The organism is Flavobacterium granuli (genome assembly GCF_900129705.1).
Classification (GTDB): Bacteria; Bacteroidota; Bacteroidia; order Flavobacteriales; family Flavobacteriaceae; genus Flavobacterium; species Flavobacterium granuli.
On the sequence record NZ_FQWO01000005.1, the window covers coordinates 68,895 to 86,823 of the forward strand.

14 protein-coding genes are annotated in these 17,929 nt (G+C 35.3%); 13 read left to right on the forward strand and 1 reads right to left on the reverse strand.

Annotated elements, in window-relative coordinates; translation table 11 throughout:
- Positions 1-22 precede the first annotated feature (22 nt).
- From BUB25_RS08450 to BUB25_RS08460, 3 genes are all read left to right on the forward strand, one after another.
- Positions 23-616, forward strand: a complete 594-nt coding sequence (locus BUB25_RS08450) for an NAD(P)H-dependent oxidoreductase (RefSeq protein WP_072943335.1) — start codon at positions 23-25, stop codon at positions 614-616.
- A gap of 103 nt (positions 617-719) precedes the next feature.
- Complete coding sequence (locus BUB25_RS08455; RefSeq protein WP_072942960.1) at positions 720-941, forward strand: hypothetical protein; 222 nt, start codon at positions 720-722, stop codon at positions 939-941.
- Between the two features lie 48 nt (positions 942-989).
- Positions 990-2,738, forward strand: a complete 1,749-nt coding sequence (locus BUB25_RS08460) for a DUF885 domain-containing protein (protein WP_072942963.1) — start codon at positions 990-992, stop codon at positions 2,736-2,738.
- Positions 2,739-2,793: 55 nt separating this feature from the next.
- On the opposite strand, the gene BUB25_RS08465 is transcribed toward BUB25_RS08460, so the two are convergent.
- Positions 2,794-4,338, reverse strand: coding sequence for a hypothetical protein (locus BUB25_RS08465; protein WP_072942965.1), 1,545 nt, complete (start codon positions 4,336-4,338; stop codon positions 2,794-2,796).
- A 155-nt stretch (positions 4,339-4,493) separates the two neighbouring features.
- On the opposite strand from BUB25_RS08465, the gene BUB25_RS08470 reads away from it, so the two are divergent.
- From BUB25_RS08470 to BUB25_RS08515, 10 genes are all read left to right on the forward strand, one after another.
- Positions 4,494-5,669, forward strand: a complete 1,176-nt coding sequence (locus tag BUB25_RS08470; RefSeq protein ID WP_072942968.1) for a 2-isopropylmalate synthase — start codon at positions 4,494-4,496, stop codon at positions 5,667-5,669.
- A gap of 22 nt (positions 5,670-5,691) precedes the next feature.
- Positions 5,692-6,810 (forward strand): 3-isopropylmalate dehydrogenase, encoded by a 1,119-nt coding sequence (gene leuB / locus BUB25_RS08475; RefSeq protein WP_072942970.1) that lies wholly within the window; start codon positions 5,692-5,694, stop codon positions 6,808-6,810.
- Between the two features lie 272 nt (positions 6,811-7,082).
- Positions 7,083-8,756, forward strand: a complete 1,674-nt coding sequence (gene ilvD, locus BUB25_RS08480) for a dihydroxy-acid dehydratase (RefSeq protein ID WP_072942972.1) — start codon at positions 7,083-7,085, stop codon at positions 8,754-8,756.
- Between the two features lie 55 nt (positions 8,757-8,811).
- The gene (gene ilvB / locus BUB25_RS08485) at positions 8,812-10,506 is read left to right on the forward strand and encodes a biosynthetic-type acetolactate synthase large subunit (RefSeq protein ID WP_072942974.1); all 1,695 of its coding nucleotides are present in this window, start codon (positions 8,812-8,814) and stop codon (positions 10,504-10,506) included.
- A 4-nt stretch (positions 10,507-10,510) separates the two neighbouring features.
- The gene (gene ilvN, locus BUB25_RS08490) at positions 10,511-11,035 is read left to right on the forward strand and encodes an acetolactate synthase small subunit (protein WP_072942976.1); all 525 of its coding nucleotides are present in this window, start codon (positions 10,511-10,513) and stop codon (positions 11,033-11,035) included.
- A gap of 10 nt (positions 11,036-11,045) precedes the next feature.
- The gene (ilvC, locus tag BUB25_RS08495; protein ID WP_072942988.1) at positions 11,046-12,512 is read left to right on the forward strand and encodes a ketol-acid reductoisomerase; all 1,467 of its coding nucleotides are present in this window, start codon (positions 11,046-11,048) and stop codon (positions 12,510-12,512) included.
- A 501-nt stretch (positions 12,513-13,013) separates the two neighbouring features.
- Complete coding sequence (gene acs, locus BUB25_RS08500; protein ID WP_072942991.1) at positions 13,014-14,921, forward strand: acetate--CoA ligase; 1,908 nt, start codon at positions 13,014-13,016, stop codon at positions 14,919-14,921.
- Positions 14,922-15,024: 103 nt separating this feature from the next.
- A complete protein-coding gene (locus BUB25_RS08505; protein WP_072942994.1) occupies positions 15,025-16,149 on the forward strand; it encodes an NAD(P)/FAD-dependent oxidoreductase in 1,125 nt (374 codons plus the stop codon).
- A gap of 11 nt (positions 16,150-16,160) precedes the next feature.
- Positions 16,161-16,874, forward strand: a complete 714-nt coding sequence (locus BUB25_RS08510; RefSeq protein ID WP_072942996.1) for a methyltransferase domain-containing protein — start codon at positions 16,161-16,163, stop codon at positions 16,872-16,874.
- Positions 16,871-17,923: a type III polyketide synthase gene (locus tag BUB25_RS08515; RefSeq protein WP_072943338.1), complete on the forward strand. Its 1,053-nt coding sequence runs from the start codon at positions 16,871-16,873 to the stop codon at positions 17,921-17,923. The genes BUB25_RS08510 and BUB25_RS08515 overlap by 4 nt, the downstream gene beginning before the upstream one ends.
- Positions 17,924-17,929 lie beyond the last annotated feature (6 nt).

Sequence of the window (17,929 nt, forward strand, 5' to 3'; positions counted from 1 at the left end):
CCATCAAATTAAAATATAAATGATGACAAAAATATTTATTATCAACGGCGGACAAAAGTTTGGCCATTCAGGTGGAAGATTTAATGAAACGATTTCGAACGAGACTTTAAATTTCTTCAAAGAAAATAGCGATTTTGAAATAAAAACGACCAATATAAATGAGGATTATGATCCGGCTTCAGAAGTTAAAAAGTTTGTTTGGGCTGATGTTATTATATATCACACACCCATATGGTGGTTTCAACTGCCTCATGGATTTAAAAAATATATTGACGTGGTTTTTACCGAAGGTCATGCCAAAGGTATCTACAAGAGTGATGGCCGATCTTCAGAAAATCCAACGATTAATTACGGAACCGGCGGAATGCTTCACGGCAAAAAATATATGGTAACTACTTCCTGGAATGCGCCAAAAGAGGCTTTTACGTTGCCGGGAGAATTTTTTGACCAACACAGCGTTGACGAAGGCCCTTTATTTGGTTTTCATCGAATGAATGCTTTTACGGGCATGGAATCATTGCAAAGTATACATTTTCATGATATTGAAAAGAATGCAGATGTAGCCAATGACATTAAATCATATCACAAGCATTTGACAAAGCTATTTTTGAATTAGTCGTTTTATCAAAGGCAAAAGAAGTATATCATAATTTGGGTTGTATGGATTCATAATCTAATTTTGAAAAAAAATTAGCATTCTAAAAAAAGATGAAATTCTGATGAAGCCTTTAAAAGAAAAACTACTGATAAAAGACGCAACAATCAATAAAGTACAATATGATACCGAATGGTTTTATAAGCTGGAGGATATGGCTTTTTATTTAAAAGAAGATCTTTCTGAAGTGGAATTTGTTCATCTGCCAATGCGTATTGACGGGGAAGAAGAGTTTGTAAAATGCGCCACTTTTGAAGACATCCTGAGAGGGCGAAAAGAATTATAAGAATTTTATACGGATTTTTATACCTTTAAGATCTCAAAAATAAAACACATGAAAAAAACACTCCTCTGTTTAGTGAGTTTGGTTCTACTGTTTTCCTGCAATAAAAAAGCGGAAAAAGTGGATGCGAAAGCTTTAAATGAAAAATTCGATAAATACAAAGAAGGTTTTGTAACCAATCTATGGTCTTTGTATCCGGACTGGGCCGCAAGCCAAGGCTATCATAAATTAGATAGCGTTTTAGAAGTTCCGGATTTGGCCTATAAAAAAAGACAGCTGGATTTTGCGCACGCCCAATTGGATTCCCTGCAGCAGTATACTATAGAAGATCTCACTGATAACAATAAAACGAATCTTTATATAATTCAGAATCAATTAAAGAGTACTGTTTTTAGTTTGGATAAATTGAAATCTTATGAATGGAATCCTGCCGAATATAATGTTTGCGGTTCATTTGCAGAGATTTTGAATGGGAATTATGATGCTTTAGACAATCGTTTGCAGAATTTCAATATCAAAATGAATGCAATTCCGGCTTATTATGAAGCTGCTAAAAAGAATATCAAAAATCCAACTTTGGAGCACACAGCTTTAGCAATCGATCAAAATTTGGGAGGAATATCCGTTTTTGAAAAAGATTTACAAGAAGCTTTAAGCAAAAGCAGATTGCCGGAATCTGAAAAGAAAACGATTCGGGAGAAAGCTAAAATTGCCGTTGAAGCGATTACATCTTATGTTAATTGGTTAAAGATATTAGATAACAAAAGTCCTCGCTCGTTCCGATTAGGCTCAGCTTTATATAATGAGAAATTTGATCTCGACATTCAATCCAGTTACAGTGCTGACGAAATTTTTCAAAAAGCAGTCAATCATAAAAAAGAATTGCACGAAAAAATGTTTGCTTTGGCGGATAAATTGTGGCCAAAGTATTTGAAATCTACTCCAAAACCAACAGATAAATTAGAACTGATCAAAATGGTAATCGATAAGATTTCGTTGCAGCATACTACACCGGAAAAATTCCAATCGGAAATAGAGAAACAAATTCCTGAGCTGGTAGCCTATGTAAAGTCCAAAGATTTACTGTACATTGATCCTTCAAAACCACTTGTGGTGCGCAAAGAACCGGCTTATATGGCTGGCGTGGCTGGTGCATCTATTTCGGCTCCGGGACCTTATGACAAGAATGCGAACACTTATTATAATGTAGGAAGTATGGCAGGCTGGTCAGCTGAGAATGCAGAAAGTTATTTAAGGGAATACAACGATTACATCTTACAAATATTGAATATCCACGAAGCAATTCCTGGACATTATACCCAACTGGTTTATAGCAATCAATCGCCAAGTATTATCAAAGCGATTCTAGGCAATGGCGCTATGGTTGAAGGTTGGGCCGTTTATGCCGAACTAATGATGCTCGAAAGCGGATACAAAAACTCTGATGAGATGTGGCTGATGTATTACAAATGGAATTTAAGAACGACTTGTAATGCCATCTTGGATTACAGTGTTCATGTCAAAAACATGAGTAAGGAAGCCGCTTTGGATTTATTGATCAAAGAAGCATTTCAACAACAAGCGGAAGCAGATGGGAAATGGAAGCGTGTTACCTTATCGCAAGTGCAATTGTCATCCTATTTTACGGGTTATACTGAAATTTATGATTTAAGGGAAATGCTGAAAAAAGAGGAGGGAGCAAAATTCAATTTGAAAGAATTTCATGAAAAATTCCTCAGCTACGGCAGCGCTCCGGTAAAATATATCAAAGAATTGATGCTGAAAGAGGACAAAAAATAAATTGGAATAAAAGTAAAAAGGAGGTCTATTATGGCCTCCTTTTTACTTTTATAAGCTAACGGTTAATCAGTTTTGCTTTTTCCTTAATAATATCGCTTATTTTTCGGTTCTCAATTTTGCTTTCGAGCCAAGAAATAATATCCAAATATAGAAAAGCCCTCTTTTCATAGGTGTTTTTTTCCAATTCTATAAACCGTGCTCTCATTTTTATAAACTCTTTTTTGATGTCACTCGGATAAATCGAGTTTAAGTTTTTCAAAAAGCGAATGATTTCTTTTTGCACTTCATGCAAGTCATTCATTTTAATCAAAAATTTATAGGTGTTTTTCAATTGGGTTTCCAAGTAATAATCCTTGCCTAATTCATAATGAGCAATCAAACAAAGGATTCGGGAAAAACACATTAAATCTTCCCGCATAGAGAGGTTTTTGTTGTTGATGATTTTCTCTAAATAATAGATAGATTCCTCATATTTTTCGACACCAAAATATATAGAAGCAAACTTGTAATAAAACAACATTTCGTGATGTTCATCAAGATGCTCGCTGTGCAGTTTTATTTTGTCTAAGATGACAGGGATTAAATATTCACTTTCGGCAAAAGTCCCTTCCAGAATATGAAAATTTAATTTGTTGTTATACAAATACAAAAAGGATAAGGAAGCCACATTATCATTCACCGGAAAATGTGGGTCATTGATAGTTTCTTCCAGCAATTCCAAATAGTTTTTGAATTTTGATTTGTATTTTAACATGAACAAAGATTCCAATAAATAATGATTTCCCTTTAAGAAAAACACGGGATTCAGATAAATCATATTTTTGTTGTCATAAAATAGAGTAACCCATTTATTGGCATATTTATAACAACCAAGAAAGTCCTGAACTAAAAAACTACGCCAAAGATTGGCATTGTAAAACCAGTATTTTTCTCTGAAACCAAATTTAGCTTCATTTAATTTTGAAATGTGTTTCTTAAAATAATTGTCTATATACTTGTATTCTTCGTCATTCTTCACATAGCCCGTTTTGAGCATAATTCCATACAATTGCAAAGATAAATTAGACAATTTGCTGGAAATCGTATTTTGATAATTCAATTCTTTGGCCTGAACGACCAGTTCGTCGGCGCGTCCCTGGATACTTCGGGTGATGTACTGGGATTCAATCAGTTTTTCAAATTCTACAATCTCATAAGCAATGTTTTTTTCGTCATGCTCCAATGCTTGAATTTTTGTTTTATCCAAGATTTTTAAACTTTGTCTGTATAGCGCTTTGTTGTATAGAATTGTGGCAAAATCAATTTGCTCCCTTAGTTGGGAACGAATATTTTGACTGGGAATATTCAATCGAATACTCACGAGAATTTGTTTGTATAAATAGGACTTCAAGTTGGATAATTGTACTTTTTTGATGATGCCGCTTTTTAGAATAAGTTTTTCATCATAAGCTTCTGATTTGTCCAAAATATTGAATAATTCAATAAACTTTGTATTAGAACTGGTCTCCAGTCGGCTTGCAAAAATCTTAAATTGTCTCTTTTCAGATTTTGACAAAGACTTTATTAATACAAATAAAAAATCTTTTTGATGGTTAGCCATTGTAAATTATAATGTATTAAAACGTTGATTTCAGGGTGTTTACGTTGTTTTTGTTTGTTTTATAAGTAGTATATTCCATCAAAACTTGTTTTATGTTAGCGTTAATGAAATCTATTTTTGTTATCGAGATGTGAAATTACATTAAATAAACGAAAATGAATAGAGAGAAAGTTCAAATTTTTGATACCACTTTGCGAGATGGAGAACAGGTCCCGGGATGTAAATTAGATACCAATCAAAAACTCGTAATAGCAAATCGATTGGATGAAATGGGTGTCGATATTATTGAAGCCGGTTTTCCTGTTTCTAGTCCGGGAGATTTTTTGTCTGTTTCCGAAATAAGTAAAATTGTTAAAAACGCCACAGTTTGCGGTTTGACAAGAGCCGTAAAAAATGATATTGATGTTGCTGCTTCAGCATTGAAGTTTGCCAAAAAACCGCGTATCCACACCGGTATAGGAACATCAGATTCACATATAATTCATAAACTTCAAACCACCAGAGAGGATATTATCGCCAGAGCAAAGTTTGCTGTTGCACATGCCAAGTCCTATGTGGAAGATGTTGAATTCTATGCTGAAGATGCGGGGAGAACCGATAATGATTTTTTGGCAAGAGTTTGTGAGGAAGTTATAAAATCAGGTGCCACGGTTTTGAATATTCCTGATACAACAGGTTATTGTTTGCCGGAAGAATATGGGGCAAAAATTAAATACCTGAGAGAAAATGTAAAAGGTATTGAAAACGTTATTCTTTCTTGTCATTGTCATAATGATTTAGGAATGGCTACCGCTAATTCGATTGCAGGAGCCATTAACGGAGCCCGACAAATTGAGTGTACTATAAACGGAATTGGAGAAAGAGCCGGAAATACGGCACTTGAGGAAGTGGTAATGATTTTTAAACAACATCCTTATTTGAATTTATACACTGATATCAATTCCAAGCAATTGAACGAAATGAGTCGTTTGGTTTCTGAAAGCATGGGAATGATGGTGCAGCCTAACAAGGCTATTGTGGGAGCCAATGCTTTTGCACACAGTTCGGGAATTCACCAGGACGGAGTGATTAAAAACAGAGCTACTTATGAAATCATGGATCCTTTGGATGTTGGAGTCAATGAGTCTTCGATCGTTCTTACAGCCAGAAGCGGTAGAGCAGCTTTGGCTTACAGAGCTAAAAAAGTGGGTTATGAATTGACCAAAGTGCAGTTGGATATTGTATATGTTGAGTTTTTAAAATTTGCAGATATTAAAAAAGAAGTTTTGGATGAAGATATTCATCAAATCATTGCAGCCTGCAAAATACAAAGTGATTTAGTTAGAAATTAGGATTCATAAAAAAAATTAAGCCATGAATTTAAAAATAGCGGTACTAGCGGGAGACGGAATAGGTCCTGAAGTAATTTTACAGGCCAAAAAAGTTTTATATGCAGTTGGTTCAGTATATAATCATGAATTTGTTTTTGAAGATGCACTTATGGGAGCTGTGGCTATCGATAAAACGGGGAATCCGCTTCCGGAACAAACCCTTAATTTGTGTTTGAATACAGATGCCGTTTTGTTTGGAGCCATTGGCGATCCTAAATATGATAACAATCCCGATGCAAAAGTGCGTCCGGAACAAGGATTATTAAGATTAAGAAAAGAACTTGGTCTTTTTGCGAACATTAGACCTATAAAACCATACAAATCATTACTGGATGCTTCTCCATTGAAAAGAGAATATATTGAAGGTACTGATTTTACTATTTTTAGAGAATTAACAGGTGGAGTTTATTTTGGAGAAAAAAAATTAAACGAAGCAGGAACATTAGCCTCTGATTTATGCGAGTATTCAGAAGAAGAAATCGCCAGAATTGCACATTTGGCTTTCAAATCAGCACAAAACAGAAGAAACAAAGTCACTTTGGTCGATAAGGCAAATGTGCTTGAAACTTCGCGTTTGTGGAGAAAAGTAGTTAAAAATGTCAGCGCAGCTTATCCCGATGTAGCATTGGATTTCTTATTTGTGGATAATGCCGCGATGCAGATTATTTTAAATCCAAAGCAATTTGATGTCATTTTGACCGAGAATTTATTTGGTGATATTTTATCAGATGAAGCAAGTGTAATCACCGGTTCAATAGGATTATTAGCCTCGGCTTCTTTGGGAAAAACAAATGCGCTTTTTGAACCTATTCATGGTTCTTATCCGCAAGCAGCCGGAAAAAACATTGCAAATCCGATTGCTTCTATATTATCTGCTGCTTTATTACTGGAGCATTTTGGCCTTTTTGAGGAAGCTAAAAATGTTTATGAAGGAGTAAAAAAATCTATTGAATACCAAGTGGTGACCATTGATTTAAATCCGGGATCGACATTTGGGACGAATGAAGTTGGGGAGTTTGTTTCTAATTTTATTCTGAATAAGGATGACTTATTGTATTTCAATAGAAACAATGTCCATATAGGACAATCGACAATTGTCTAGCAGACAATAGTCAAAAAGGCATTAAATAATCTGGATTGATATAATTTTTAGTGGATATATTTTTTTGTTTCATTTGTTTTTATACATTTGGCACATCTAAAAAAGATAAATGAAACTATTTGTTATTATTCCTTCAATTATTAATGTCATTGTGATTATCACATATGCAGAGGGAATGGTATAGATATAAGTAAAAAGATATTTAAGGCCTCCCATCTATTTGGGAGGTTTTTTTTTGCAATAAATTTAAAATACACAAACAACAATAAAAAATGGAATTAAATAAATACAGTAAGACAATCACACAAGATGAAACTCAACCAGCTTCCCAAGCTATGTTTTATGGAATTGGATTAACTGAAGAAGATCTGAAAAAAGCACAGGTAGGAATTGTGAGTATGGGATACGATGGAAATCCGTGTAACATGCACTTAAACGATTTAGCAAAGGATATTAAAACTGGTGTCTGGAAAGAAGATTTGGTTGGTTTGATTTTTAATACCATTGGTGTAAGTGATGGTATTTCTAATGGAAATGACGGAATGCGTTTTTCTTTAGTTTCTCGTGATGTAATTGCTGATTCTATTGAAACTGTTATGGGAGCACAATGGTATGATGGTTTGATTGCTGTTCCAGGTTGTGATAAAAATATGCCGGGCGCCTTAATGGCTATGGGGAGAGTAAATCGTCCCTCTATTATGGTTTATGGAGGATCTATTCATCCAGGAAAATGGAAAGGGGAAGATTTAAATATTGTTTCTGCATTTGAAGCTTTAGGAAAAAAAATCAGCAACACAATTACGCCAGAAGATTTTAAAGGTGTAATACAAAATGCTTGCCCGGGTGCAGGTGCCTGCGGCGGAATGTACACTGCAAATACTATGTCATCAGCAATTGAAGCACTAGGAATGAGTTTGCCGTACAGTTCATCTAATCCTGCTTTAAGCCCAGAAAAAAAACAAGAATGTGTTGATGCTGGAAAAGCGATTAGAATATTGCTGGAAAAAGATATTAAACCTAGAGACATTATGACTCGTAAAGCTTTCGAAAATGCTATTACAATGGTAGCTGTTTTAGGAGGTTCTACAAATGCCGTGATGCACTTAATTGCTATGGCTCATTCGGTTGGTGTTGAATTAACATTAAAAGATTTCCAAGATATTAGTGATAAAACACCATTATTAGCCGACTTGAAACCAAGTGGTAAATACTTAATGGAAGATTTACATAATGTAGGTGGTGTTCCAGCAGTAATGAAATATTTATTAAAAGAAGGTTTATTACACGGTGATTGTTTGACAGTAACAGGAAAAACAATTGCAGAGAATTTAGCTTCAGTTCCTGATTTACAGGATGGACAAGAAGTAATTCATGAAATCCAAAAAGCATTAAAACCAACTGGAAATATTCAAATTCTTTACGGAAATATTGCTTCAGAAGGTTGTGTAGCAAAGATTAGTGGAAAAGAAGGAGAGTTTTTTGAAGGTACAGCTGTAGTTTTTGAAGGTGAAAAAGATGTAATCAGAGGAATCCAAGCCGGTGAAGTAAAACCAGGTAATGTCGTCATTATCCGCTATTGCGGCCCAAAAGGTGGTCCTGGAATGTCCGAAATGTTAAAGCCAACCTCTGCTATTATGGGAGCTGGTTTAGGTAGTACAGTAGCTTTAATCACTGACGGACGTTTCTCTGGAGGTTCTCACGGTTTTGTAGTAGGACACGTTACTCCAGAAGCTTATGAAGGTGGAGGAATTGCTTTAATCGAAAATGGCGACGTGATAACCATAGATGCAGTGAAAAACACTATTAATATGAAAATTTCTGACGAAGAATTCGCTAAACGTAAAGCCAATTGGAAACAGCCAGAATCACCAATTAAACAAGGAGTTTTACTTAAATATATGCGTTCAGTATCCAGTGCTTCTGAGGGATGCGTTACTGACAAATAAAACAATGTCAATTTCAAAAAAGCAATTTCAATAATAATTGAAACATCAATACAAAATGAAAACAAATAAAATATCAGGCGCCGAAGCCATTATCAGATGCTTATTAGAAGAAGGAGTAGACTTGGTTTATGGTTATCCCGGAGGGGCGATAATGCCTGTTTATGACGAATTATATAAATTTAAAGATCAATTGCATCATGTTCTGGTACGTCACGAACAAGGAGCGACACATGCAGCGCAAGGATTTGCGAGGGCGACTGGAAAAGTGGGTGTTGCGATAGCGACTTCGGGTCCCGGCGCTACAAATCTGGTAACCGGTATCGCGGATGCGCAAATCGATTCTACACCGATGGTTTGTATTACAGGTCAGGTTGGAAAACATCTATTGGGTTCTGATGCTTTTCAGGAAACAGACATCATCGGAATTTCGACTCCGGTGACAAAGTGGAATTATCAAATCACTGAAGCTTCTGAGATTCCAGAAATCATTGCCAAAGCATTTTATATCGCTAGATCAGGACGTCCGGGACCTGTTTTGATTGATATTACTAAAAATGCTCAATTTGATGAATTCGAATTCAGCTATAAAAAGTGTACAGGCATTAGAAGTTACAACCCAAAACCGACTTTGAATCTTGAAAAAGTAAAGGAAGCAGCGCAGTTAATAAATAATGCTAAGAAACCTTACATCATATTTGGTCAGGGAATTATCCTTGGCGAAGCCGAAGCTGAACTGAAAGCCTTGGTTGAAAAATCTGGAATTCCGGCGGCTTGGACAATTTTGGGTCTTTCTGCTTTGCCTACTGATCATCCTTTAAACGTAGGAATGGTAGGTATGCACGGAAATTACGGGCCGAATGTTCTGACTAATGAATGCGACGTTTTAATTGCACTTGGAATGCGTTTTGACGACCGCGTTACAGGAAATTTAGCGACTTATGCCAAACAGGCCAAAGTAATCCATTTTGAAATTGATCCAGCCGAAGTCGATAAAAATGTAAAAACAGAAGTAGCCGTTTTGGCAGATGTCAAAGAAGCCTTGACTGCTTTATTGCCTTTGATTGAAGAGAAAAAACACGAATCTTGGCACAATGAATTTAAGGAAAGACACAAAACAGAACTGGAGACCGTAATCAATGACGAGTTAAAGCCAAAGAAAGAGGGAATTTCGATGGGAGAAACGATAGAAATGATTAACAAGCACTCTAAAGGGGATGCCATTATGGTTTCGGATGTGGGACAACACCAGATGTTTACTTGTCGTTACGCTAAATTTAATTCTACTAAAAGTAATGTCACTTCTGGCGGTTTAGGTACGATGGGATTTGCTTTACCTGCGGCCATCGGTGCTAAAATGGGAAGACCCGATCGAGAAGTGGTCGCTATTATTGGTGATGGAGGTTTTCAGATGACTATTCAGGAGTTAGGAACTATTTTTCAAACGAAAGTTCCCGTGAAAATTGTAATACTCAACAATGAGTTTCTTGGAATGGTACGTCAATGGCAACAATTGTTTTTTGACAAAAGATATGCCTCGACCGAGATGATTAATCCAAACTTTATCGCAATTGCCGAAGGCTATTATATCAAAGCCAAAAAAGTGACAAAAAGAGAAGATTTGGATGCGGCTGTTGCCGAAATGATGGCTTCAAAAGAGTCTTATTTCCTTGAGGTTATGGTAGAAAAAGAAAACAATGTATTCCCAATGATTCCAACAGGTGCTTCGGTTTCAGACATTAGATTAAGTTAATATTATGGAAAATAAAACATTCACCATTTCTGTTTATTCAGAAAACAATGTGGGCTTATTAAATAGAATATCAGGTATTTTCTTAAAGCGTCACATTAATATACTGAGCTTAAATGTTTCAGAATCAGAAATTGAAAAAGTTTCTAGATTTATCATTGTAGTCAATACTACCGAAAAATGGGTACAGAATATTGTAGGTCAGATCGAAAAGCAGATTGATGTAATTAAAGCTTTTTATCATATTGATGAAGAAACTATATTCTTGGAAAGCGCTTTGTTCAAAATACAATCCAACTTATTGTTTGACGAAAGAAAAATTCAAAATATTATAAAAGAAAGTCATTCGGAAATAGTTACCGTATCGAGAGATTTTTTTGTGATTTCAAAATCAGGAAGACGTTCAGATATAGAAGAATTATACGCAAAATTAAAGCCTTTCGGAATCATGCAGTTTGTGCGCTCAGGAAGAATATCCGTTTCGAAGGAAAAAATGGAAATTTCAACATTATTAGAAGAATTAAATCAATAAATATAAAACAATGGCAAATTATTTCAATACATTACCACTTAGATTACAATTAGAACAATTAGGCGTTTGCGAATTCATGGATCAATCTGAATTTGCTGATGGCATCGAAGCATTAAAAGGAAAAAAAGTAGTTATCGTAGGTTGCGGAGCTCAAGGTTTGAATCAAGGTTTAAACATGAGAGATTCAGGTTTAGATATTTCTTATGCGTTGCGCGCTGAGGCTATTGCTCAAAAAAGAGCTTCTTATATGAACGCTGCTGATAATGGTTTCAAAGTGGGAACTTATGAAGAATTAATTCCAACGGCTGACTTGGTTTGTAACCTTACTCCAGATAAACAGCATACAGCTGTAGTTACAGCGATAATGCCATTAATGAAAAATGGTTCAACTTTGGCTTATTCTCACGGTTTTAATATTGTGGAAGAAGGAATGCAAATTCGTAAAGACATCACTGTAATTATGTGTGCTCCAAAATGTCCTGGATCTGAAGTACGTGAAGAGTATAAAAGAGGTTTTGGTGTACCAACCTTAATTGCGGTTCACCCGGAAAATGATCCTAATGGAGTTGGATTTGCTCAAGCAAAAGCCTATGCTGTAGCTACTGGAGGTCATAGAGCAGGAGTTTTGAACTCTTCTTTTGTAGCTGAAGTAAAATCGGATTTGATGGGAGAGCAGACTATTCTTTGCGGAATGCTGCAAACAGGTTCTATCTTGTGTTTCGACAAAATGGTTGAAAAAGGAATTGAACCGGCATATGCTTCAAAATTAATCCAATACGGTTGGGAAACAGTTACTGAAGCCTTGAAGCACGGTGGAATTACAAATATGATGGATCGTTTAAACAATCCTTCAAAAATTGAAGCTTACAGATTGGCTGACGAATTAAAAGACATTATGCGTCCTTTGTTTCAAAAACATATGGATGACATTATTTCTGGAGAATTTTCAAGAAACATGATGATTGACTGGGCTAATGATGATATCAATTTATTGACTTGGAGAGCAGCTACAGCTGAAACTAACTTTGAAAAAACAGCTCCAACCGAAGCTCCAATTTCTGAACAAGAATATTTTGACAACGGTGTATTAATGATTGCCATGGTAAAAGCGGGTGTGGAATTGGCTTTTGAAACGATGACTCAAACCGGAATCATTGAAGAATCAGCTTATTATGAGTCTTTACACGAATTGCCATTGATTGCTAATACGGTAGCTAGAAAAAAATTATATGAAATGAATAGAATTATTTCGGATACTGCTGAATATGGTTGCTATTTATTTGACCATGCTTGTAAGCCATTATTGACAGATTTTATGAAATCAATCGACACTAATGTAATAGGAAAACCTTTTGCAACTACAAATGGTACTGACAATACGGTTCTTATTGCGGTGAATAAAAGTATTCGTCAACATCCAATTGAAGAAATTGGAGAATGGTTGAGAGCATCCATGACGGCTATGAAAAAAATATAGAGATTCAATTTAGGAGTTACGACACTTATGTGTTGGAATTAGCACTGTATCATTTATTTTTACAATATTTTGAATTAGTTAAACAATTTATTAAAATTTCAAAAATGAATATGGTTGCTTATTGCATCACTTAGTTTGCAAAGGAGTTGTAAACTAAGTGAGGTGATTCCTTTAATAAAGTGACACTATTAGAGGGACTATATTCTTATATTATAGCAGGTAATAGTGTATTTAGCATCCAAATTATTTTAGGTAGTTGGATTTTGGTGCGTTTTACTGCATATCTTAATGTTGAAATTGTTGTTAATGAAAAAAGGCGGGTAGGAAATCTACTGCGCCTTTTTTGATATATGAGAATTCCGCTAAAATAAGCTAATTTTAGATAAAATACATTTAATCGATTATTTTAATGTTAAATATGTTTTTTTTTAATATAATTAATGATTTAAATTGTTTTAGGAATAGAGAGGGATTTAATACATTTATAAAAAATTAAAAAGCATGAGTTATTATAAAATTGAAAATTTAGAACAATACTTTAAACACTATAATAAATCAGTTCGTGAGCCTAGAAAATTTTGGGGCAAAATAGCCGAAGAAAATTTCACTTGGTACCAATTGTGGGATAAAGTCGTAGATTTTAATATGGGTGAAGCAGAAGTAAAATGGTTTACCGAAGCAAAAGTAAATATTACAAAAAACTGTATAGACAGACATCTGAATAAAAGAGGGGATAAAACTGCTATTATTTTTGAGCCTAACAACCCGGATGAAGAGGCATTGCATATCAGTTATAATGAATTGCATCAGCGTGTTTCTAAAATGGCTAATGTTTTACGCGAACAAGGGATAAAAAAAGGAGATCGTGTTTGTATCTATTTACCTATGATTCCTGAGCTGGCCGTTTCTATTTTGGCTTGCGCTAGGATTGGAGCTATACATTCAGTTGTTTTTGCCGGATTTTCGGCTTCGGCCATCGCCAGCAGGATTATTGACAGCGAATGCAAAATGGTGATCACATCAGACGGTGGTTATCGTGGCAATAAAACAATTGATTTAAAAGGAATTGTTGACGAGGCATTGGTAAATTGCCCTTCTGTCGAAAACGTATTGGTTGTCAAAAGAACAAATACGGATATAAATATGAAACCGGGTCGTGACCAATGGTTGCAACCGCTTTTTGATGAAGCTTCAGATAATAATGTAGCCGAAATTATGGATGCCGAAGATCCTTTGTTTATCCTTTATACTTCCGGCTCTACCGGAAAACCAAAAGGGATGGTGCACACCACGGCAGGCTATATGGTTTATACCGCTTATACATTCAAAAATGTTTTCAATTATGAAGAAAATGACATCTTTTGGTGTACCGCTGATATTGGTTGGATCACAGGACATTCTTATATTCTTTACGGACCTTTATTAAATGGAGCCACAACGGTAATTTTTGAAGGAGTACCGTCTTATCCTGATTTTAGTCGTTTTTGGGAAACTATCGAAAAACATAAAATAACGCAATTTTATACTGCTCCTACAGCCATCAGAGCTTTGGCAAAAGAAAGCCTAGATTATGTACAAAAATATCCTTTGAAGTCTCTAAAAGTAATCGGATCTGTTGGAGAACCAATTAACGAAGAAGCATGGCATTGGTATAATGACCACGTAGGAGGAAAGCGATGTCCTGTTGTTGATACTTGGTGGCAGACAGAAACTGGTGGAATTATGATTTCCCCAATTGCGTTTGTAACTCCAACAAAACCTACCTATGCTTCCTTACCATTACCGGGAATTCAGCCTGTTCTTATGGATGAAAAACGCAATGAGATTGAAGGCAATCAGGTTACGGGAAGTCTTTGTATTAAATTTCCTTGGCCTGGAATCGCCAGAACCATTTGGGGCGATCATCAACGATATAAAGACACTTATTTCAGTGCTTTTCCGGGTAAATACTTCACCGGAGACGGTGCTTTACGCGATGAAGTAGGTTATTACAGAATTACTGGTCGTGTAGATGATGTGGTAATTGTTTCTGGTCATAATTTAGGAACAGCGCCAATCGAAGATGCCATAAATGAGCATCCTGCAGTAGCCGAAAGTGCCATTGTAGGTTTTCCACATGACATAAAAGGAAATGCATTGTACGGTTTCGTAATTTTGAAAGAAACTGGAGAATACCGAGACAGAGAGAATCTTACTAAAGAGATCAATCAACAAATTTCAGATCATATTGGGCCAATTGCAAAACTGGATAAGATTCAGTTTGTTTCCGGTTTGCCAAAAACCCGTTCCGGAAAAATTATGCGTAGAATTTTGCGTAAAATTGCTGAAGGTGATTTCTCTAATTTTGGTGATACCTCTACTTTGTTGAATCCAGAGATTGTAGACGAAATTAAAAACGAACGAAAATAAAAACCAAAGAATAATTAACCAACTGAAAACTGCTCCTCAAAACGGAGCAGTTTTTTTATTTAAACTCCTTTTTTTGCAAGAAATAGATTAAATTAGCAGAGCTATGAAAACAAAAGCTTCTGTAATTATCGTTGGTGGAGGTTTAGCTGGTCTCACAGCGGCTATTCATTTATTGAAAACTGGTATAGAAGTAATTTTGATAGAAAAAAATGAATTTCCAAAACACAAAGTTTGCGGAGAATACATTTCTAATGAAGTTTCGCCTTATTTCAAATGGTTAGACATAGATATTCAAGAATTGAGACCAGTTTCCATTAGTAAGCTGCACTTTTCAATTGAAAATGGTCAAATGATTAATTGTAAATTACCCCTCGGTGGTTTTGGGGTAAGTCGGTATACTTTAGATGAATTTTTGTATAAGAAAGCCATAACTGCAGGTTGTCAGATCATACAAGATAATGTTGAAAGCGTAGTTTTTAGCGAAAATCAATTTAAAGTTAGTACTTCAAATAGCGGCATTTTTGAATCTGAAATCGTGCTGGGGGCTTTTGGAAAACGATCTAACATTGATCAAAAGTTAAGCAGAAAATTTATTCATAAAAAATCACCATGGTTAGCCGTCAAGGCGCATTACAGATTCGATTTTCCTGATGATGTAGTGGGTTTACATACTTTTGAAGGCGGTTATTGCGGGATTTCAAAAGTAGAGAATAATAGGGTTAATGTGTGTTATTTGGCGAATTATGATACTTTTAAAAAATACCGAAATATTGACGAGTATCAGCAAAAAGTAGTTTCTGGAAATCCGCATTTAAAGCTTATTTTTCAACAGGGTAAAATGCTTTTTGAAAAACCTTTAACAATAAGTCAAATTTCTTTCGAAAAGAAAAATGCCGTCGAAAACCACATATTGATGATTGGCGACAGCGCGGGTTTGATTCATCCTTTGTGCGGTAACGGTATGGCTATGGCTATTCATGGTGCTAAAATCGTTTCGGAATTGATAGGAGATTATTTTAATGCTAAAATTGGTTCAAGAAGTGAATTGGAACAACGCTACAATGCAGTTTGGAATACTAATTTTGAAGAAAGATTAAAAACAGCTCGCTTTTTGACCAAGATTTTGCAAAGACCAAAACTGACCGCATTTGTCATGCAATTATTGGTTTTGTTTCCATTTTTGTTGTCTGTGATTATTCGAAAAACACATGGTAAATCCATCCTTTAGAAAAGAAATAAATGCTACTAAACACTAAACATCGAATAGACCGACAGGAAATCATAGATGATTTTACTATGGAAGGCGAAGTTTTGCGAGAAGCTTTGGATAAAATTGCCAGAATCAATCAACTTTTAGGAGGAAATAAGTTAACTTTATCTGGGGTGAAAAAACTGATTTCGAATAATTTGAATACTGCTGAAATCACCATTGTAGACGTGGGCTGTGGAAATGGTGATATGTTGCGCGTATTGGCAGATTATGGTAGACAAAACAATTTATATTTTGTTTTAATCGGTATTGATGCGAATAAGTTTACCATTAGTCACGCCATTGATTTATCACAACAGTATCCAAATATAAGTTATCGATGTCTTAATATTTTTGATAAAGTCTTTCAAGAATTAAGATCTGATATTGTGTTATGTACCTTGACTTTACATCATTTTAAAGAAGAAGAAATTTTGAGTTTGACGAACACTTTTTATAAAAATGCTAGCCTTGGTGTGGTTATTAATGATTTGCATCGAAGTAGTGTCGCTTATCGTTTGTTTCAGGCGCTTTGTTTTGTTTTTAAACTGAATACTATTTCCAGAGAAGATGGCTTGACTTCTATATTAAGAGGATTTAAAAAAGAAGACTTACTTTGTTTTTCGAAAAAAAATAATTTTAAAAAGTATAGCATTCAATGGAAATGGGCTTTCAGGTACCAATGGATAATTTCAAAAATATGAGTGTAAAAATAAAAGCAGTAAGCAAGCAGTTGCCTCAATATTCGAGGAGTACTGAAGAAATTATTCCTTTTCTGGATGCTTGGCTTATAGGACAAGACGAACGTTTTATCAGAAAAGTCAGGAAAATTTTTGAAGGTGCTGCGGTTGATAAACGCTATTCTATCATGGACCCGATAGCAGTTTTTACCCCAATTTCATTCGAAGAAAGAAATGCTATTTATGTTCGCGAAGTCATCGATTTGGGTGAAAAAGTACTGAAAAAAGCACTGCAGAAATCCCAATGGAAACCTGAAGATTTGGATTATATTATTACGGTGAGCTGTACCGGAATTATGATTCCTTCCTTAGACGCTTACTTAATCAATAAGCTGCAATTGCGTCAGGATATTGTACGCCTTCCTGTAACCGAAATGGGCTGTGCTGCGGGAATTTCGGGGATTATTTATGCTAAAAATTTCCTCAAAGCCAATCCTGGAAAGCGAGCAGCTGTCATTGCCGTTGAAAGTCCTACTGCGACCTTTCAGCTCAATGATTTTTCGATGGCTAATATTGTAAGTGCGGCGATATTTGGAGATGGAGCGGCCTGCGTCTTGCTTTCTTCTGATGAATCAGATGATGGACCGGAAATTCTCGATGAAGAAATGTATCATTTTTATGATAACGAACACATGATGGGTTTTAAATTGACAGATTCTGGTTTGCAAATGATTTTGGATATTGAAGTTCCTGATACAATCGCTTTCCATTTTCCGGATATTATTCATCCTTTTTTAAAAAAGAACAATATAGAAATTAGCAATATTGACCATTTGATTTTTCATCCCGGTGGAAAAAAAATTGTACAAACTGTAGAAGCATTATTTCAAGATTTGGACAAAAACATCGATGATACCAAAGAAGTATTGCGATTGTACGGAAACATGTCGAGTGCAACGGTATTGTATGTACTGGAACGATTTATGGATAAATTACCTCCAAAAGGAGAAAAAGGCCTCATGTTGAGTTTTGGTCCAGGATTTTCGGCTCAAAGAGTATTATTGCAATTTTAGTCCAAT